Annotated in this window: 13 protein-coding genes and 1 tRNA gene; 6 read left to right on the top strand and 8 right to left on the bottom strand. The window is 63.7% G+C overall.

All coding sequences use genetic code 11. The features are described from left to right. Positions 1–25: 25 nt before the first annotated feature. From C266_RS11470 to fdnG, 7 genes are all read right to left on the bottom strand, one after another. Positions 26–121, bottom strand: a tRNA-Sec gene (locus C266_RS11470). A 91-nt stretch (positions 122–212) separates the two neighbouring features. Beyond that, the gene (selB, locus tag C266_RS11465; protein WP_010806420.1) at positions 213–2,123 is read right to left on the bottom strand and encodes a selenocysteine-specific translation elongation factor; all 1,911 of its coding nucleotides are present in this window, start codon (positions 2,121–2,123) and stop codon (positions 213–215) included. Beyond that, positions 2,120–3,550, bottom strand: a complete 1,431-nt coding sequence (selA, locus tag C266_RS11460; RefSeq protein WP_010806419.1) for an L-seryl-tRNA(Sec) selenium transferase — start codon at positions 3,548–3,550, stop codon at positions 2,120–2,122. The genes selB and selA overlap by 4 nt, the downstream gene beginning before the upstream one ends. A gap of 10 nt (positions 3,551–3,560) precedes the next feature. Then, the gene (gene fdhE, locus C266_RS11455) at positions 3,561–4,592 is read right to left on the bottom strand and encodes a formate dehydrogenase accessory protein FdhE (protein ID WP_144265805.1); all 1,032 of its coding nucleotides are present in this window, start codon (positions 4,590–4,592) and stop codon (positions 3,561–3,563) included. A 51-nt stretch (positions 4,593–4,643) separates the two neighbouring features. Then, on the bottom strand, positions 4,644–5,282 hold the full coding sequence (locus tag C266_RS11450; protein ID WP_010806417.1) for a formate dehydrogenase subunit gamma: 639 nt from the start codon (positions 5,280–5,282) through the stop codon (positions 4,644–4,646). 2 nt (positions 5,283–5,284) lie between these two features. Further along, on the bottom strand, positions 5,285–6,235 hold the full coding sequence (gene fdxH, locus C266_RS11445; RefSeq protein WP_010806416.1) for a formate dehydrogenase subunit beta: 951 nt from the start codon (positions 6,233–6,235) through the stop codon (positions 5,285–5,287). Positions 6,236–6,244: 9 nt separating this feature from the next. Continuing rightward, a complete protein-coding gene (gene fdnG, locus C266_RS11440) occupies positions 6,245–9,313 on the bottom strand; it encodes a formate dehydrogenase-N subunit alpha (protein WP_144265792.1) in 3,069 nt (1,022 codons plus the stop codon). Between the two features lie 205 nt (positions 9,314–9,518). Here fdnG and C266_RS11430 point away from each other — a divergent pair, with 205 nt between their 5' ends. Genes C266_RS11430 through C266_RS11415 form a run of 4 tightly spaced genes read left to right on the top strand, consistent with a single transcriptional unit; the run spans position 9,519 to position 13,111 of the window. Next, on the top strand, positions 9,519–10,163 hold the full coding sequence (locus C266_RS11430) for a paraquat-inducible protein A (protein ID WP_010806413.1): 645 nt from the start codon (positions 9,519–9,521) through the stop codon (positions 10,161–10,163). Next, positions 10,160–10,804, top strand: coding sequence for a paraquat-inducible protein A (locus C266_RS11425; protein WP_010806412.1), 645 nt, complete (start codon positions 10,160–10,162; stop codon positions 10,802–10,804). The genes C266_RS11430 and C266_RS11425 overlap by 4 nt, the downstream gene beginning before the upstream one ends. Then, complete coding sequence (locus C266_RS11420) at positions 10,797–12,461, top strand: intermembrane transport protein PqiB (RefSeq protein ID WP_010806411.1); 1,665 nt, start codon at positions 10,797–10,799, stop codon at positions 12,459–12,461. Before C266_RS11425 ends, C266_RS11420 begins: the two co-directional genes overlap by 8 nt. After that, complete coding sequence (locus C266_RS11415; protein WP_010806410.1) at positions 12,458–13,111, top strand: membrane integrity-associated transporter subunit PqiC; 654 nt, start codon at positions 12,458–12,460, stop codon at positions 13,109–13,111. Before C266_RS11420 ends, C266_RS11415 begins: the two co-directional genes overlap by 4 nt. Before the next feature lie 245 nt (positions 13,112–13,356). On the opposite strand, the gene C266_RS11410 is transcribed toward C266_RS11415, so the two are convergent. Then, complete coding sequence (locus tag C266_RS11410; protein ID WP_010806409.1) at positions 13,357–14,190, bottom strand: helix-turn-helix transcriptional regulator; 834 nt, start codon at positions 14,188–14,190, stop codon at positions 13,357–13,359. Between the two features lie 169 nt (positions 14,191–14,359). On the opposite strand from C266_RS11410, the gene C266_RS11405 reads away from it, so the two are divergent. Together C266_RS11405 and C266_RS11400 are read left to right on the top strand one after the other, a co-directional pair. Further along, positions 14,360–17,908 carry an autotransporter domain-containing protein gene (locus C266_RS11405; RefSeq protein ID WP_036662661.1) on the top strand — a complete coding sequence of 1,183 codons (3,549 nt, stop codon included), beginning with the start codon at positions 14,360–14,362 and terminating at the stop codon, positions 17,906–17,908. 413 nt (positions 17,909–18,321) lie between these two features. Further along, the gene (locus tag C266_RS11400; RefSeq protein WP_010806407.1) at positions 18,322–19,581 is read left to right on the top strand and encodes an ABC transporter substrate-binding protein; all 1,260 of its coding nucleotides are present in this window, start codon (positions 18,322–18,324) and stop codon (positions 19,579–19,581) included. Positions 19,582–19,586 lie beyond the last annotated feature (5 nt).

Raw genomic sequence — 19,586 nt, 5'->3', positions numbered from 1 at the left:
AAATGGAAAATCGCCGAAAGCCTTATGGCGGAAAGCAGCCGGAGTCGAACCGACCTGGGAGCGGCTGACGCCCCCAACCGGGTTTGAAGCCCGGCCGCATCACCGGATACGGATGCCTTCCTTAATTCAAAACAATTTCACTTGCTCAATGACGAGGGAAGTGCTCCTGCATTGCGCAGGCGACCTAACGATAACGTCACCCCAACATTGACTTACGCCGCCCCCCACACCACTCCGGGGCGCCGCACATGAAAATTGCCAACGCGGCGAGTATATCCCGCACGATCGAAGAACTCCAGAATCTGAATCGCACGCTTGCGCCCCAATCCCGTCGCATCCCGAAACACGCCGGCTTCGACCTTGCCGTCCGCGCCGGCGATCATGCCCGCCAGCGTCTGCATGCACGCGTCGTCGTAGAACAGGTCCTTAACGATCTGATGCACACGTGCCTGCCGCGCGAGCTTGCGCAACACCGAGCGTACCCGCTCTTCGGGCACGTTCAACTCGCGTCCCATATCCCGGACCCAAGGCGGATCGAAGTGCCCCCGCGCCACGCGCTGCAGCAACACTTCGGCCAGCGCATTCTCCTCATCCGTCATTTCGACGCGGTGCGCCGGCAGGTGCAACCACGCACCCGTGCGCGCCAGCGCACCTTCGGCCAACATCGCGCGCACCACAATGCGCCAGCACGAGGTGTCCAGCGACGGCCACGTCATGCGGCCCAGACGCGCGGCATCGAGACCCGGCTCGTCCGGCACGCGTGCGTGATAGTCGCGCAGCGCATCGAGCACCCGGCTGCGAACGATGTCCCACGCCTGCGGCGCAAACGCCAGTGCCCCCCCTTCCGCCTCGGGAAGCACCACGGCGTTCGCCGGCCACTGCCATTGCCCCGCAGGCAACCCCGTCAGCGCGACCACCTGCGCACTCGTCAGTCCGAATGCCGACTGCGCGAGAAGCGCATCGAGTCCGTCACCATCGAGATAACGCGCAACGGCATCGAGCCACGCCAGACGCGCAGCCGAACGACGCTTTCGTTCGGGCGCCGCCGGGTCGAGCACGCGTCCGCCGCCAACGGTTGCCGTCGCCTGCGGATTGCGCACGATGAAGCGGTCGCCCGGCATTGCGCAAACAGGCGTATCGAAGACCAACTGCACGCGCATCGTACTCCCCGGCGCCAGCGTGTCGCCTTCGAGAAGCACCGTATGGGCCTGCCGATGCGCCGTGCCTAAATGAACGTGCAGCGGAAACCATTGCGTGAGCGGCGCACTGCCTTCCAGCCAATGCAGCTCGACGTCCACATGCGTCGACGGCGCCGACAATCCCGCAGCGACGATCCAGTCGCCGCGCCCGAGTTGGTCGCGCTCGACACCCGCCAGATTCAACGCACAGCGCTGCCCTGCCTTGCCCGCTTCCACCGGCCGGTTCTGTGCATGGATGCTACGCACTCGCACCGGCAGTCCCTGCGGCATCACCGTGAGGGAGTCCCCCACGTGCACGGTGCCGGCGAACGCCGTGCCGGTCACGACCGTGCCTTGGCCCGCCAGTGTGAAGACGCGGTCCACCGCCAGTCGAAACACGGCGTCGTTGCGGCGCGATGCGTTGCCGGACTCGCTCAGCGCCTGCGCCGCACGCGTCAACGACTCGCGCAACAGCGCCACACCAGCATCGCCCGGCGTCGTCGCGCACACGGGCACCACGTCAGCCTGGGCCAGCGGGGTGTGCGCAAGCCATTGCGAGATCTCCTGCGTCACCGCCGCCAGACGCGCCGCATCGACACGATCCGCCTTGGACAGCGCCACCATGCCACGCCGCACGCCCAGCATCGTCAGAATGGCGAGATGCTCGCGCGTCTGCGGCATGATGCCGTCATCTGCCGCGATCACCAGCAACGCGAAGTCGATGCCGACCGCACCGGCCGCCATCGTGTGAATCAACTTCTCGTGTCCGGGAACGTCGATGAATCCCAACACCTCCCCATCCGGCAACGGTGTGTAGGCATACCCCAATTCAATGGAAATGCCGCGCGCTTTTTCTTCCTTCAGCCGGTCGGTGTCGACACCGGTCAACGCGTGAACGAGACTCGTCTTGCCGTGGTCGATATGACCTGCGGTGCCCACGATCATGCACGAAGCTCCGCAAATTGCAGCGCGAGCCGCGCCTCTTCCTCCGTTTCGAGACAACGCAGATCGAGCCATAACGTCTGATCGGCAATGCGGCCGATCACCGGATACGGCAGCGCGCGCAACGCCGCTTCGAGTTTGGCGAGCGCACGACCGCTGCCACGTTTGCCACCACCGGCAGGCGCAATCGCCAGTCCATAACTCGGAAGCTGCTCGACGGGCAACGCGCCACTGCCGATCTGACTCACCATCGGCGCGGCGGTGACGGTATAGGCATCGCCCAGCGACTGCGCAAGAACGGGAGCGAGACGCTCCGCCTGCACCGCCATGTCAGCACGTGTACGCGTGAGCAGCCGCAACGTGGTGAGCCGCTCGGTCAGATGATCGGGATCGCGATACAGGCGCAGCACCGGCTCGAGCGCCGCAAGCGTCAGCTTGCCGACGCGCAGTGCTCGCTTGAGCGGATGCTTCTTGATTTTGGCGATGAGATCCTTGCGTCCGACGATCATGCCCGCCTGTGGCCCGCCCAGCAATTTGTCGCCGGAAAAGGTGACGAGATCGGCACCCGCCGCAATCGTCTCCTGCACGGTCGTCTCGTGCGGCAGGCCCCAGCGCTCCAGCGGCGCGAGCGTGCCGCTACCGAGATCCACCGCCACCGGCACACCGTGCGGCCGGGCAATCTGCACGACCTCGGCAACGTCGACACTCTTGGTGAAGCCAGAAACCTCGTAGTTGCTGCAATGCACTTTCATCAGCAACGCCGTCTTGTCGCCAATGGCGTTGCGATAGTCGGCGGCATGGGTGCGATTGGTCGTGCCCACCTCGACGAGCTTCGCGCCCGCGTGCGTCATGATGTCGGGGATGCGAAACGCGCCGCCGATCTCCACCAGTTCGCCGCGCGAGACGACGACCTCACGACGCTTGGCGAGCGTCGCCAGCATCAGCAGCACCGCCGCTGCGTTGTTGTTCACGACAGTTGCCGCCTCGCCACCGGTCAACTCGCACAGCAGGGGCGCGACGAGATCGTCGCGGTCGCCGCGTCCGCCAATAGCGAGATCGAATTCGAGGTTGGCCGGGGCGGTGAGCGCCTGCATGACCGCCTCGACGGCGGCCTCCGGCAGCAACGCGCGTCCGAGATTCGTGTGCAGCACCGTACCCGTGAGATTGAAGACCGGACGCAGCATCCCCCGGTTGCGCTCGGTCAGGGCGTGCGTCACTCGCCCCCCGAAAGCAGCCGGTGTGAGCGTGTCACGCGTCAGCGTGCCCGTGAGCGCCGCCGCACGGCATTCGTCGAGATCACGACGCAAGGCAGCCGTGACTTGTGTGCGTCCAAAGTCGGCCAGCGCGGCCTGAAACTCCGGCATCCCCAGCAGCCGGTCAAGCGACGGCAGATCCGCCGCCCCCGCCAGCCCGTGATCGTGCTCGGCCATCCCCATCCCCTTAAGCGTCTTCAGTGTTCTGCCAGAGCAACGGGTTCCCGTTGGCCCGCGCGTATCCCGCTTCGCCCATCAATACGTCGAGGGCGAGGCTCGCGAGGTCATCGGCAACTGGCTCGACGAACGGGTCTTTGTCCTGATAGAAGATCTTGCGATAGCCGTGGCAGTCGTCGCACGACTCTGCCCGGATGGGTGACGACGCAACGCGCTTGGCCGCTTCGTCGAGCTTCGGACGGCCATCGGCGGCCTTGGCGACGTCTGCCTCGGCATTGACCGCCGCCAAAGCTTGTGCGTTCGATGCCGCTGCGTCCCCCGACTTGTCGACGACGTGGTACGCGACATGTTCGCTCGCTTCGCAATGGGTGCACTTCACGCGAACCATATGCCATTCGGTCGAGCACAGTCCGCAGGCGAGATAGCGGTAGCCTTCATGCGCGCCACCGATACGAACGACGCTCGCCACCGGCAGCGTGCCGCACAGCGGGCAGACGTTGGGCACGTCGAGCATCGGCACTTCGCTTGCGTCGAACGTGCTTGCCACGCCCGTCCAGAGCACTTGCAGCGCGGCCATCAGAAACGGTGCGCTCGCGGCATCGACGCCTTTGCCGTGCCCGGCGAGCAGCGATAGCGCCCCAGCTTCGAGCGTGGCCGGATCGGTTGCACGAATCCGATCGAGTACCCCGCGAACCGGAGCCGGCAAGTCCGGCTGCGCCGCCACAGCGTCGAGCAGCGGTGTGAGCAGCGGCTGCCAGCGCCCCGCGTCGTATCCGCCGGTGGCGGGCACGAGCGGCATACAGTGCCGCTGTGCCTGCTCGATGGATTCGACGGACGGGCGTTCTGGCTGGAAGTTGTCGAGCACGCGTTGCTGCGCGTCGACAAGTACAGCCATTAGCCGCAGGTAGTCGCCCAGCGGATGGCCGTCGGCAAGTTGACGCAAGCGCGCCGCCCGTGCCGAGAAAACCTCGGCACGCTGCGGCATGCGCAAACGGGGAATGGAAGTGCGATCGAGCGACTCGATCTGTCCGGGTTCAAGAATGCGTTGCAAGGTGGCCGGCCTCGTAAGAGCGTCCGGCCACCTGGGCCGGACTCATTTGTTGAGTTGCTTGTACCAGGCGCGATGGTGTTTCCACGCCCAGCCACGGGTGACGGTTCCGCGCGTCATGGCGCGCACGGAACCCTTGATCCAGATCGCCGCGTAGATGTGCGTAATGATGCCGCAAATCAACACGAATGCACACACCGCATGCACATCGGATGCCAGACGAACAACCCAGATCGGGAAGTAGAACGCGAAATATGCGCGCCAGATCACGATACCCGAGAGCAGCAGTCCGATCATGCACAACACCATCACATAGAAAAGCAGCTTCTGTCCGGCGTTGTAGCGCCCGACCTCCGGCAGATTCTCTTCGCGATTGTCGAGCACGTCACCGATCTTCTTCATCCACTCCGTGTCGCGCGACTCGAACTTGTTGTAGCGGGCAAGCCGCAGCGCGAGCCACACGAAGGCGACGAACATCACCAGCCCGACGAACGGATGCAGAATCCGCGTCCACGGCCCGCCGCCGAACAGATGGGTGAGCCAGAACATCGACGGATGGAACAGCGCCAGCCCGGAAAGCGCGAGCAGAATGAACGTGCCCGCGACAATCCAGTGGTTGATGCGCTCCGCGGCGTTGTAACGCTCGATCAGATCGTCCTTGCGATCGCTTGGTTCGTGCGACATGGTCAGACCTCCTCGTGCGTGACGGCGCCCTTCTGGCCATCGGGACCATCGCCCTTGCGGGACGCATCGTACCGGCGGGCTTGCGCCTCATCCTCTTCGGTCGTCTCGTTCGGACCGGTCTTGATGTAGTGGAAGAAGCCGGCAATCGCAGTGAACGCCATGGCGGCTACGCCCAGCGGCTTGGCGATGCCCTTCCAGAACGTCACCATCGGGCTGATGCGCGGGTTATCCGGCAGGCCGTGATACAGCGACGGCTTGTCGGCATGATGCAGCACGTACATCACGTGCGTGCCACCCACCCCCGCCGGATCGTAGAGCCCCGCGTTATCGAAGCCCCGCGACTTCAGGTCTTCGATGCGCTCGGCCGCCTGATCTTTCATGGCGTCCTTGGTGCCGAACATGATCGCGCCGGTCGGACACGTCTTCACGCACGCCGGCTCCAGCCCGACCGACACGCGATCGGAACACAACGTGCACTTGTAGGCCTTGTGGTCCTTCTGCGAGATACGCGGGATGTTGAACGGGCACCCGGTAATGCAGTACCCGCAGCCGATGCAGTTCTCTTCGTGAAAATCGACAATGCCGTTGGCGTATTGCACGATCGCCCCCGGCGACGGGCAGGCCTTCAGGCAGCCCGGGTCCTCGCAATGCATGCAGCCATCCTTGCGGATGAGCCACTCGAGGTCGCCCTTCGGGTTTTCGTACTCGGTGAAGCGCATGAGCGTCCACGAGTCCGCCGACAGGTCGCGCGGATTGTCGTACACGCCCACGTTCTCGCCGACTTCGTCGCGCAGATCGTTCCATTCCATGCACGCCGTCTGGCAAGCCTTACAGCCAATGCACTTCGAGACGTCGATGAGTTTGGCGACGTCGCCCGTGTGCGCCTCGCGCACAGAGGGCGACGGCAAGGTCGTTGCCGAGCGCCGTTTGATATCAAGTGATTGCAGTGCCATGGCGCCTCCCTATGCCTTCTCGACCTTCACCAGGAACGACTTGAACTCGGGGGTCTGCGAATTGCCGTCGCCGACGATCGGCGTAAGCGTGTTCGCGAGGAACCCGGGTTTGGCCACCCCCTTGAAGCCCCAGTGAATCGGAATGCCGACGTGGTGAATCGTCTTGCCGTCCACCTTGAGCGCACGAATGCGCTTGGTGACGACCGCGCGGGCCTTGATGAAGCCCCGGTTGGACGACACCTTGACCGTGTCGCCCGCCACAATGCCGATCTCCTTCGCCAGCGCTTCGCCGATCTCGACGAACTGCTCCGGCTGGATGATCGAATTGAGCAACGCGTGCTTGGTCCAGTAGTGGAAATGCTCGGTCAGACGATAGGTCGTCGCCACATACGGGAATTTATCCACGGTACCCATCGTCGCCAGATCGTCCGGGAACACGCGTGCGCCCGGATTGCTGGTGGCCTTGGGTTGCTTCGGATGCAGCGGGTTGTAGCCCAGCGGCGTCTCGAACGGCTCGTAGTGCTCGGGGAACGGCCCTTCGGCCATACCCGCCTTCGCGAAAAAGCGCGCCACGCCCTCGGGGTTCATGATGAACGGGCTCATGCCGCCCGCCGGGTCCTCGTCGACCTTGAAGTCGGGCACGTCCGCCCCCGTCCAGGCCTTGCCGTTCCACCACACCAGCTTGTGCTTCGGATTGAACGGTTTGCCCGCGAGGTCGGCCGAGGCACGGTTGTACAGAATGCGACGGTTCGCCGGCCACGCCCACGCCCAGTTCAACGTCTGACCGATACCGGTCGGATCGCTGTTGTCGCGGCGCGCCATCTGGTTACCCGCCTGTGTCCAGGCACCGGCAAAGATCCAGCAACCCGACGAGGTACTGCCGTCGTCCTTGAGTTCCGCGAAGCCGGCCAATTGCTCGCCGGCCTTGCGTGTGACCTTGGTCGGGTCCTTCGGATCGACGATGTCCTTGAGCGCACGGCCGTTGTATTCCTTGGCGATTTCCTCGGGCGACGGGCTCTCCGCCTGGGCATACGGCCACGACAAATTGACGATCGGGTCGGGGAATTTACCGCCCTGCGTCTTGTACATCTCGCGCAGGCGCAAGAACAGCCCCGTCATGATCTCGATGTCGGTGCGTGCTTCGCCCGGCGGCTCGGCGCCCTTCCAGTGCCATTGCAGCCAGCGGCCCGAGTTGACCAGCGCGCCGTCTTCTTCGGCGAAGCAGGTCGTCGGCAGGCGGAACACCTCCGTCTGGATCTTGCTGGAGTCGACGTCGTTGTGCTCGCCAAAGTTCTTCCAGAACTCCGACGTCTCGGTGGCCAGCGGGTCCATGACGACCAGGAACTTGAGCTTGGCGAGCGCCTGATCCCACTTGAACTTGCCCGGCGCGGCCGCGAGCGGGTTGAAGCCCTGCGCGATGTAGCCGGTCATCTTCCCCTGATTCATCAACTCGAGCACCTGCAGCAGGTCGTACGGCTTGTCGAGCTTGGGCAGATAGTCGTACGCCCAGTTGTTTTCGGCCGTGGCCGCGTCGCCCCACCACGCCTTCATCAGGCTCACGTAGAACTTCGGATAGTTCTGCCAGTAGCTGAGCTGGTTCGGACGCAACGGCTTTTGCGTACGCGCCGTCAGATATTGGTCGACACTCTGCTCGGCCTGCTTCGGCAACGACATGTAGCCCGGCAGCAAGTCGGTCATCAATCCGAGGTCGGTCAGACCCTGGATGTTCGAGTGCCCGCGCAGCGCGTTCATGCCGCCGCCCGCCACACCGATGTTGCCCAGCAGCAGTTGCACCATCGCGCCGGTTCGAATCATCTGCGAACCGATGGAATGCTGCGTCCAGCCCAGCGCATACATGATGGTCATGGTGCGCGTCGGCGTCGAACACTCGGCGATCTGCTTGAAGATGTACTCGACCTTGTCGGCCGGCGTGCCGCACACACGCTCCACCATCTCGATGGTGTAGCGCGAGTAGTGCTGCTTCATCAACTGGAACACCGTGCGCGGGTGTTGCAGCGTCGGGTCGGTAAGCACGTAGCCGTCGGCGCCCTTCTGGTAATCCCAGGAGCTGCGGTCATAAGTACGCTTCTCGGCGTTATAACCCGAGTAAATGCCGTCTTCGAACGCGAACTCGTCTTTCACCAGGAAGGTGAAATCGGTGTAGTTCTTGACGTATTCGTGCTGAATCTTGTCGTTCGTGAGCAGGTAGTTGATCAACCCGCCGAGGAAGACGATATCCGTGCCGGTACGAATCGGGGCGTAGTAATCCGCGACAGATGCCGAACGGTTGAAGCGCGGGTCGACGACGATCAGGCGCGCCTTGTTGTGCGCCTTCGCCTCGGTCACCCATTTGAAACCGCACGGGTGCGCCTCGGCTGCGTTGCCGCCCATGATGAGTACCAGATCCGCGTTCTTGATGTCGACCCAATGGTTCGTCATCGCTCCACGGCCAAACGTCGGGGCAAGACCTGCCACCGTCGGGCCATGTCAGACACGCGCCTGATTATCGAATCCCAGCATCCCGGTACTGCGGATGACTTTGTGCGTGAGGTAACCGACTTCGTTGCTCGATGCCGATGCGGCGAGCATGCCCGTCGTCAACCAGCGGTTGACCGTCATGCCGTCGTCCGTCTTTTCAACGAAGTTGGCGTCGCGGTCGGCCTTCATCAGTTTGGCGATGCGGTCGAGCGCATCGTCCCAGGAAATGCGTTCCCACTTGTCCGAACCCGGCTTGCGGTATTCCGGATACATGAGGCGATTCGGGCTGTGAATGAAGTCGATCAGGCTGGCGCCCTTCGGGCACAGCGTACCGCGATTGACCGGGTGATCTGGATCGCCTTCGATGTGGAAAACGCTCTTCTTCGCGTTCTTCGCACCGTCGCCGTAGCTGTACATGAGAATGCCGCAAGCGACAGAACAGTACGGGCAGGTATTCCGGGTTTCGGTCGCTCGCGCCAGCTTGAACTGACGGACTTCCGCCAGTGCCGCGTCGGGCGCGAACCCGAGCATTGCCAGGCTGGACCCGGCAAGCGTTGCGCCACTCACTTTGAGAAACTGGCGCCTCGACATGTTTAGCATGGGGATTTCTCCTCAAATCTTTTGAATCTATGCGGGAGTTTGTCGAGTATAGAGCAAAGACAGCATGTTTTCCGTGACTTAGCACAAATCGTGCCGCATCATGCGTTGAGCCTGACTACGAGGGAACTTCCTTGCCAATTTGGTATTCTGTGCGTCACTTTGGTCACGCCCCCCGGTAATGGATACGTTGCCCCCAGAAGACGACGTGACGAACCTGATCGCATGTCCGAACTGCGACACGCTGCACCGTCGCCTGGACCTGCCGCCGCAGGAGACTGCTCGCTGCGCGCGGTGCCATTCGGTTCTCTACCGCGCGCCGGATTTGCGCCTGTCGCGCGTGCTCGCGCTCACCCTGACTTGCCTGATCGTGTTCGCCATCGCGAACGCCTTCCCCATTGTCGAGATCGAGGTGCAAGGCATCTATATGGAGACCACTCTCGTGGGCGCCGCCTGGGCGCTGTATCGCGAAGGCATGTGGCTCGTCGCCCTGCTGGTCTTCGCCACGACCGTGCTGTTTCCCTTGTTACAACTGCTCGCACTGGTGCATCTGTTTACCCCGCTCTCGCTGGGCCGGCAGCCATATGGCGTCTTCCATGTGATGCGTGCCATCGAATTCTGCCGCCCGTGGGGCATGATCGAAGTCTTCATGCTGGGGGTACTGGTTTCACTGGTCAAACTCTCGGCCATGGCGAGCGTGCTGCCTGGCGTGGCGCTGTGGGCGTTCGGGGCGCTCACCGTGCTGCTGGCACTGGTGCTGTCGTACGACCTGCGCAATCTCTGGATCGTGATCGACCACACGCCGGCCCCGGACGCGGCCGGCACCGCACAATCGCGGGCGGTGCAACGATGAAATTCCGTTCCGCCAAAGACGCCGGACTCGTGGCATGCGACGCGTGCGGGCAGCTCTCGCGCGCCGTCAAAACGACCGGGAAGGCGCGCTGCCCGCGTTGCGGCGCCGTCCTGCACCAGCGCAAAGTCGACAGTCTTGCCCGCACCTGGGCCTTGCTGATCGCCGCCGCGATCCTGTACATACCCGCCAACGTACTGCCCATGATGCAGACGCGCTCGCTGCTGGGAAACTCCAGTGACACCATCATGAGCGGGGTGATCTACTTCTGGAGCAGCGGCGAATACGATCTGGCCATCGTCGTCTTCACCGCGAGCATTCTCGTCCCCATGCTCAAGCTCATTGCGCTCTCGCTGCTGTGCTTCACCGCGCAGCGGGGCGCCGGCTGGAATCCGCATCAACGCACCAAGCTGTACCACATGATCGAGTTCATCGGCCGCTGGTCGATGCTCGATGTCTTCGTCGTCGCACTGATGGTGGCACTCGTGAATATTCAATCGCTGGCTGTCATTCAGGCCGGGCCGGGCATCCTGGCCTTCGGCTCGGTGGTCGTGCTCACGATGCTGGCCTCCATGCAGTTCGACCCTCGCCTGATCTGGGATCAGATCCGAGACGACGATTCCGAACAGGACGATCATGACTGAACCGAAAGACTCGCAAGACCCGAAGGCGGTGCCGCCGTCCGGGGCCAACGACCTGCCCATGCCGGTCATCGAACCACGCAAACGCTGGGCGCCGTCGCTCGTCTGGCTGATTCCGCTGGTGGCCGCCCTGATTGGCCTGTCGCTCGTTGCCAAGGTACTCATCGAGCGCGGACCGAGTGTCGTTATCAACTTCAAATCGGCCGAAGGCATCGAAGCCGGGAAGACGAAGGTCAAATACAAAGACGTCGACATCGGCACGGTCAAGAACATCGAACTGTCGGACGATCTGTCTCACGTGCGCGTCACCGTAGACCTCACCAAGAACGCCAAGAAATTCGCCGTCAAGGATTCACGCTGGTGGATCGTGCGCCCGCGTGTGGCGGGGGGCAGCGTCTCCGGTCTCTCGACACTGCTCTCGGGCGCCTACATTGGCGCCGACGCGGGCAAATCGGCGGACACCTCAAATCACTTCACCGGTCTCGAAGTGCCGCCGGTCGTCTCCACCGGCCAGCCTGGCAAGCCGTTCATCCTGCATGCCGCAGACATCGGCTCGCTCGACATCGGCTCGCCCGTCTATTACCGCCGGATTCAGGTCGGACAGATCGAAGCCTACTCGCTCGATCAGGACGGCAAGGGCGTGACACTGCGCGCCTTCGTACAAGCCCCCTACGATCAGTACGTCGGCTCCAACACTCGCTTCTGGCACGCAAGCGGCATCGACCTTCGGCTCGACTCGAGCGGTTTCCAGGTCAACACGCAGTCGCTGACGTCCGTGGTTATTGGCGGCATTGCCTTCCAGGCACCGGCCGACTCGGGTGCCGGGGTGATGGCCAAGCCGGGTCAGGAATTCCGTTTGGCGCCGGATGAAACCACGGCGATGAAGGCGCCGGACACACATCCGGTCACGGTCGTGTTCCGTTTCCAGCAGTCGTTGCGCGGTCTGTCCGTCGGTGCGCCGGTGGACTTCCGGGGCATTGCATTGGGTGAAGTGACGTCGATCGGCGTGGAATTCGACCGGGTGAGCAAGCGGATCAGTATGCCGGTGACGGTGCAGGTCTATCCCGACCGTCTGCGCCGCCGCGACCCGAAAAACAACGAAGAGCCTACTGAAGCCGTCCGCCATCAGATTCTGGATGCGCTCGTGGCGCGTGGCCTGCGTGGCCAGTTGCGCACCGGCAATCTGCTGACCGGTCAGTTGTATGTGGCGCTCGACTTCTTCCCGAACGCGAAACCCGCGAAAGCCGAACATGTCGACGACGTGGTGATCATGCCGACCGTGCCCAACACGCTCGACCAGTTGCAGCTGCAGATCGCCGATATTGCGAGCAAGCTCGACAAGATTCCGTTCGACAGCATCGGGCAGAGCCTCGACTCGTCGCTGCGCAAGCTCGACAAGACACTCGACAGTGCGCAGGGCCTGTTCCGCCAGCTCGACGGCGAGATCGCGCCCGAGGCAAAGGCGACGCTCGGCGAGGCGAAGAAGAGCTTCGGCGCTGCCGAGCGCACGCTCTCCGAAGACGCCCCGGTGCAACAAGACGTTCGTCAGGCCATGCAGGAACTCACCAAGACCCTGCGTTCGCTCAACACGCTCGCCGACTATCTGCAGCAGCACCCCGAGGCGTTGCTGCGCGGCAAACCGAAGGATCCGCAACCATGACGAGGCCCATTGAGATGAACCGCAGCCCGCGCCGCCGTGCGACGCCGATGGCCGGTGCCGCACTAGCCGCCCTCACGTTGATGCTCGCCAGTTGTGCATCACCGCCGTCGAGCTTCTACACGCTGACCGATGCCACCGGCCCCGCCGCCGCGGCCAGCGCCAACGCGCCGGCAACGCCTTACGCCATCGAAATCTCTCCGGTAGCCGTGCCCGACCAGGTTGACCGGCCGCAAATCGTCGTTACCCGCGGTGGTGGCCGCGTCGATATTCTCGAGGAATCTCGCTGGGCCGCGCCGCTCAAGAACGAGTTGACGTCGACGATCTCACGCGGCCTCACGCAGCGTCTCGGTGCCATGGACGTATATGGGTTGCCCCGTGCCGATGCGCTCGCCGTGTATCGGGTGTCGACGTCGGTCCAGCGTTTTGAGTCCACGCCGGGTGAACAGGCTGCGCTCACCGCGGTCTGGAGCGTTCGCCGGGTGCCGGGCGACATGATGCTGACCTGCCGCTTTGCGGGCACGGAGCCTGCCTCGGGTGGGGTTGCCGAAGTGGTTGCCGCACAACGCCGGCTGGTCGACCGTCTGGTGGAAGGCATCGGCAACGCCATTGCCACCAGCGCGCAGGGCGCAACGCCTCGCTGCCAGGGCTGAGCGCGCTCACCCGCTTTCTCAAAAAACGGCCGGTCCTGCCCCTGAGCAAGACCGGCCCGACCAAGCCGGGACGTATGTCGCGCGCAACCTGACGATGGCCCGGCAAGGTTGGCGCCATGCCGACCAACGATGCCAAACAGCGCCCCCAGATCCAGTTGTTCGAGGCCGCAGGACACCACGGTCACGATGTAGGAATCGGCGCCGGGTCGACCTTCCGTGTTTCTCGCTTTTTCTTGGCGCCCGAATCAAACGGATTGGCTAACGGGCGACGTTTGTGTGCCCCAAGTTTCCAACGGAAGTTTCCACAGCGGCGGCATCTGCGAGAACGGCGGCACGGTATGCACGAGTTTGGCCAGCGCGAGGCGGCTGTCTGTGCCGATCTTGCTGAAGATGGCTTTCAGGTGCGCCTTGACCGTATCCAGGCTGATGTTCATGGCGGCGGCAATGGCTTCGTTCGAGTTGCCTTGCGCCACCCACACCGCCACTTCCACCTGTCGCTGTGTCAACTCGGGAAACGCATAGCCCAGCCGATCCGCCGGCGGGAGCTTGTCAATCGTGCGCTGCTGGGCCTGGCGATATGTCCGCAGCACGTGCGGGCGAAAGGCCTGGAGCCGATCGCGTTCGGCATCGCTATAGGCGGGCCGGCCGACGAAGCGGTGCGCGCTGAGCTCCAAAAAGTACTCCTCCTGCAGCATCACCAAGCCCATGATGCGGCGCGCGTTGGACGGCAAAAACACTTCCTGCGCCATCGGAAGCGTCATGAATTCGTCATCCGTAAAGACATCCGACTCACGCACCGCGCGCTCGCCAAAGAACGCCGGGTCTTTCTGCCAGAACGGGTGACTGGGCGCGTGCCGTGCGTAAGCCTGGAACGCCGCCTGGCGCCGGGCCGGATCGTCTTCCACCGACACCAGCGCACGCAGTTCGCCGGTGCGATGGTGAACCTCTGTCAAGGTGACCACGTCAGCGTTGGTCAGCCGCACCACCCCCTCAAACAGGATGGCAGGCAGCGTCAGCAAGTCAGCCTCAGCTTCGTAAAGGCGGACGATTTCCTGCAACAAGGTCGGGTCGGTGTGCATGACTACTCTTCCGGGTAATGGAATATCGCTGCGACAAATTTTACATTTGCTTGTTTTCGAGTGCTGAACGTCATATGGCCGCCCTGTGCGGACGCCGCGATCAGCATGCCAAGCATCGCGGCTACGGCTATGTAGACTCGATCCACAAAAAATCATGAGGGTTGACGGGATGAATCGCACTTACCGGGTGGTCTGGAATGCGACGGCGAGGGTGTGGCAGGCCGTATCGGAATTGGCGGTGTCACATGCAAAGGGTACCCGCACGGGAGGGCCCCGCCAGCGCGGCCGGCACGTTGCGGTAAGTGCTGCGATGGCCCTGTCGCTAGGATTGACGGCGCCGCTTGCGCGTGCGGCCGAAGTGCTCCTCATCGGCACAGAGGGCGTGGGCGGTGGCGATGGCGGCGCGGGGCGCGTGCGCGGCGGCAACGGGGGCGCCGACTTTTTCTTGCCCGGTAGCGGCGGCGCCAGCGGGGTTCCGGACCCAACACAGGTAATTGCCAGCCCGGCCAACGGCAGCAGCGGACTCCTGGCGACTTACGATTACGTGGGGATCGGGGGTGCCGGGGGCGGCGGGGACGGCGGCAATCTCGGTGGCATCAACGGTGGCGCCGGAGGGGCGGGAACTCTCGACCTGAACGGGGCGACGCTGAACGTTGTCAACACGCTGCTGGTCGGGGGAGCCGGCGGTGGCGGCGGTTCGGGCGGAGCCGGCAGCACGCGGGGCGGCAACGGTGGCGATGGCGGCAGCGGAACGCTCACACTCACCGGCGGGGCGGTCGTCACGGTGGGTAGTCAGCTCTTCATTGGCGGCCTGGGTGGCACGGGCGGCAACTGCGGGTGCTCTGGCAACGGCGGTGCTGGCGGTGCCGGTGTGCTCAATCTGGGCAATGGCAGCTCGCTGAACCTGAGCGGCGCCACCTTCACCATCGGAAGTAACGGCGCGCTCAACATCGGCAACGCCACGGCCAACGGCACGAGCGCGGGCACGGTCACCGGGCTGGCGGGCAGTATCAGTAATCTCGGCGCCATCAATTTCAATCAGTCCGACACCTCGTACACGTTTTCCACTGCCATCGCTGGCACAGGCAAGGTGGTACAGAACGGCAGCGGCACGACCTTTCTGACCGGTGCAAATTCGTACTCAGGCGGCACGGCCGTCAACGCCGGCCTGATCAATTTCAGCAACGGCGGCAATCTCGGCACGGGCAGCGTCACATTGAACGGCGGCGGCCTGCAATGGGCCGTGGGAAATACCACGGATATTTCCAGCCGCCTCAGTGCGCTGGGCATAAACGGCGGCACGCTCGACACCAACGGCAACAACATCGCACTGGCCAGCGGCATTGGCGGGGTGGGCGGCCTGACAAAAGCGGGGGCCGGTACGCTCACGTTGACGGGCACCAGCACCTACACCGGCGACACGACCATCAGCAATGGCACGCTGGCGCTCGGCGCGGGCGGCAGCCTGGCCTCGACCGGCAGGATCAACCTTGCGAACGCGGGCACACAGTTCGATATCAGCGCGGCCGGCGCGCAAACCATCGGCGCGCTAGCCGGTGCGGCAGGCTCGAATGTGAACCTCGGCAGCCATACGCTCACCGTCAATAACACTGGCAACGCCACATTCAGCGGCGCGATCAACGGCACGGGTGGCGTGACGCTAGCGGGAACCGGCACCCAGACGCTGGCCGGCGCAAGTGGCTATACCGGCAGCACCACGATCAGCGGCGGCACGCTGGCGTTGAGCGGTTCGGGCAGCATTGCCAATTCCGGCGGCCTAATCAACAACGGCACGTTCGATATTTCCGGCACCGAGGGAGGCACGACAGTGACGACGTTGTCCGGCACCGGCACCGTCAGGCTAGGGGGCCAAACGTTAACGCTCACCAACGCCAGCGGCACGTTCAGCGGTAGCATGGCCGGCACGGGCGGGCTCACGCTCAACGGCGGGACACAAACACTGTCGGGGGCGAACGTCTACACTGGCGCCACGACGGTCAATGCGGGCACCCTGGTCTTGTCCGGCGTGGGCAGCCTCTCCCAGGCAGCGACGGTGGCATTGGCCGGGTCGAACGCGGTACTGGCGTTGTCGGCCGGCGGCAACCAGTCGCTGGCGCACCTCTCCGGTGTATCGGGCAGTCAACTGGCGCTCGGGGCCAACACGCTTACGCTGACGGACAACACGTCGCAGACTTTCGGCGGCAGCCTGACCGGCAGCGGCGGCCTGGTGAAACAGGGCACTGGCACACTCACGCTCAACGGCATCAGCAGCGCGTTCACCGGCACCACGACGGTATCGGGCGGAACCGTCGCCGTGGGCGATGCGGCCAGCGCCGGCGCAGTGCTGGGCGGCAACGTGCAGGTGAGCACGCGAGGAACGCTGCGCGGCCATGGCACGGTGTTGGGCAACGTGAACAACAGCGGGACGGTGGCGCCCGGCGGCTCCATCGGCACGCTGACCGTGAACGGCAATTACGTGCAGGCGGCCACCGGCACGCTGTCGATCGAGGTCAGCCCGACACAAGGTTCGCAACTGCATGTGGGTGGCTCGGCGACGCTCGGTGGTACGCTGGCCATCGTGTACGATCCGGGCACGTATACGGCACGCCAGTACACGCTGCTCACCGCCACCAATGGCGTGACGGGCCGTTTTAGCGCCGTCACCAACACCACCACGGCGGGCGCCAATCTGGGTACGCTGCAGTCGTCCGTCAACTACGGCGCCAATGCGGTGGACCTGACGCTGGCGGCGGCAGCCGGCTCGGCGGCTGATCCGTTGGTGGTGGCGCCGACCAACACGTCGATCTACACCGCCGTCGGCACGACAGCTCTCCTGCAGGCCCAGGGGGCCAACGCGGCACTGCTGGGACGATTGGGCAACCTGCAATCGGACCTGGCCACATCGACCGATGCGTGGATCACCGCCACAGGCACCAGCACGAAGGTAGGAGGCACGGGCAGCGCACCGGGCTTCCTGACGCACGAATACGGCTTCCTGGCTGGTGCGGACCGTCAGCTTGGCACCGCCATGGTGGGTGCGGCCAGCGGCTACACTCACACCACGCTCGGCGAAGATGGCACGGGCGCGTCGGGCGCCATCGACACGCTGCGCCTGGCACTCTACGGTAGCCAGCCGATGGGCGCGGTCAACGTATCGGGCACGCTGGGCTACGGGCTCAACTTCCTCTCGCAGAAGCGTTCGTTCGTTGGCATCGGTACCGCAGAGGGTGACCACATCGGCCAGGAATTTACGGCTGCCACGCAGGCCAGCCTGCCGATGCAGGTGGCCGGCTTCACGCTTGCGCCGCATATCGGGCTGCGCTACTCCTACGTACACGGCAATCGCTTCACAGAAGACGGAGCCAGCGGCCAGAATCTGCAAGTGGGTGCGGACAACGTCCGCAGCTTGCAGCCGTACGTGGGTATAACCCTTGACAAAGCGTTTGGCGATACGGCGCGCCCCGTCAATATGCAATTGCGCCTCGGGTATGCGCGCGAAGTGCTGGGCGGAGGTCGCGTCGTGCAGGTGCAGAGCCAGGATGGCACCGTGTTTATTGCGCCGGGCACCGATCTGCCACGTTCATTCCTGACCACGGGAGCCAGCGTGAGTCTGCAGGCCTCGAAGGCGACCGCGGTGTCGCTGGGTGTAGACGCGCTGATCAACACGAGCCATGCGTCGGCAATATCTGCCTACGTACGGGTGAACCATCGGTTTTGACGCTCTGCTATTGTTCGCTGCCATTGAACGTGCGTGGCCAGTTGCAGCGACGAACTGTCGAGCGAGTCCTCACCGCTGCGGCAGGCAGCGGGGAGGACGAGGAGCGAAGGGAATCGGGAGAGACGGATCGGGGCCCCTTTCTGCAGCGAGTTGGGTTTATGTCTGAGAGGCGGAAAGGGGCTCCGGTCCGTCGTTGGGGCGTGACGACGCGTCGTGAACCGCGCATAACGTCGGCGCATACGCCGTCTAGCAGAAATGCGAAAGGTCAGGAAAATCCCGATACGCCCGGCCAGCATTACGGATTGCGCAATCGATTACGAAATGTTTAATATGTTCGAGGCCTTGCGGCGTCAGTCATCCAAAAGAGAGGGCGGCCGACGAGGCGTCATCACTTGAACATTGGAGACAAAGACATGCCCAGCCTCACCGGCCACTTGCGCCGCACGATAGCCGTCGCCGCATCCGTCGCCCTCACGGCGCTTGGCTACGCCGTCACCACCGCCCATGCCGCGCCGACCGGCGGCATTTCGGATGGTGTAGTGAAGATCGGTGTACTGACTGATCTGTCCGGCGTGTCGAGCGACAACGCGGGCAAAGGCAGTGTGCTTGCTGCCACCATGGCAATCGACGACTTCTCGCGGGATCACAAGGTGCTTGGTGCGCCGATCGAGTTGGTCTCTGCGGATTCGCAGGGCAAGACTGACACTGGCGCCACCATTGCGCGCGAGTGGTACGACCGGGGCAAAGTCGACATGATTACCGACCTGACGTTCTCGAACGTCGCCCTTGCGGTCGATCGCATCGCTGACGAGAAGAAGAAGATCGCGCTTGTGACCGGAGCGGGTTCGTCCGCCATCAGCAACGAGCAATGCACGGCGCACAGTGTGCAATGGATGTACGACACCTATGCGCTCGCGAATTCGACCTCGCAGGCGCTGCTGCGTCGCGGCCTCAAGTCGTGGTACTTCATCACTGCCGACTATGCTTTCGGTCAGGCGTTGGAGAAAGACGCCAGCGAGATTCTCACGCGTCAGGGCGGCAAGGTTGTGGGCTCGGTGAAACACCCGGTGAACTCGCCCGATCTGTCGTCGTATCTGCTGCGAGCGCAAACATCCGGCGCACAGGTCATTGCGTTGGCGAACTCGGGCACCGACACGCTCAACACTGTCAAGCAGGCCTCGCAGTTCAACATCATTCAGGGTGGCAAACAGGTCTTCACGCCGTTGCTGTCGTTGATTACGGAAGTCCATGGCATGGGTCTGAAGAATGCGCAGGGCATGATTCTCACCAACGGCTTCTATTGGGATCAGGACGACCGCTCACGGGCGTTCGCCCAGCGCTTCTACGCACAGCACAAGAAGATGCCCACGATGATGCAGGCGGCCGTCTATTCGGCGGTGCTGAACTATCTGAAGGCGGTGCAGGCGGCGGGCACAGACGAGGCTGATGCCGTCATGGCCAAGCTCAAGTCGATGAAGATCGACGACCCGGTGATCCGCAACGGTCAGATTCGCGCAGACGGCAAACTGGTGCACGACATGCTGTTGGTGCAGGTCAAAACGCCGGCCGAATCGAAGTCGGAATGGGATCTGTACAAGATTCTGGAGACAATTCCGGCCGACAAGGCGTTTGCCCCGTTGGCCGAGTCGAAGTGTGCGTTGGTGAAGAAGTAAGCCGC

This window comes from Pandoraea sp. SD6-2 (genome assembly GCF_000389825.1).
Lineage (GTDB): Bacteria > Pseudomonadota > Gammaproteobacteria > Burkholderiales > Burkholderiaceae > Pandoraea > Pandoraea communis.
This window is presented reverse-complemented; position numbering and strand designations above follow the sequence as displayed.

Excerpts from the sequence above, each read along its gene's own strand:
- selB (WP_010806420.1), bottom strand. The coding sequence starts at position 2,123 with ATGATCGTGGGCACCGCAGGTCATATCGACCACGGCAAGACGAGTCTC.
- selA (WP_010806419.1), bottom strand. The coding sequence starts at position 3,550 with ATGGCCGAGCACGATCACGGGCTGGCGGGGGCGGCGGATCTGCCGTCG.
- C266_RS11450 (WP_010806417.1), bottom strand. The coding sequence starts at position 5,282 with ATGTCGCACGAACCAAGCGATCGCAAGGACGATCTGATCGAGCGTTAC.
- fdxH (WP_010806416.1), bottom strand. The coding sequence starts at position 6,235 with ATGGCACTGCAATCACTTGATATCAAACGGCGCTCGGCAACGACCTTG.
- C266_RS11425 (WP_010806412.1), top strand. The coding sequence starts at position 10,160 with ATGAAATTCCGTTCCGCCAAAGACGCCGGACTCGTGGCATGCGACGCG.
- C266_RS11420 (WP_010806411.1), top strand. The coding sequence starts at position 10,797 with ATGACTGAACCGAAAGACTCGCAAGACCCGAAGGCGGTGCCGCCGTCC.
- C266_RS11415 (WP_010806410.1), top strand. The coding sequence starts at position 12,458 with ATGACGAGGCCCATTGAGATGAACCGCAGCCCGCGCCGCCGTGCGACG.
- C266_RS11410 (WP_010806409.1), bottom strand. The coding sequence starts at position 14,190 with ATGCACACCGACCCGACCTTGTTGCAGGAAATCGTCCGCCTTTACGAA.
- C266_RS11405 (WP_036662661.1), top strand. The coding sequence starts at position 14,360 with ATGAATCGCACTTACCGGGTGGTCTGGAATGCGACGGCGAGGGTGTGG.
- C266_RS11400 (WP_010806407.1), top strand. The coding sequence starts at position 18,322 with ATGCCCAGCCTCACCGGCCACTTGCGCCGCACGATAGCCGTCGCCGCA.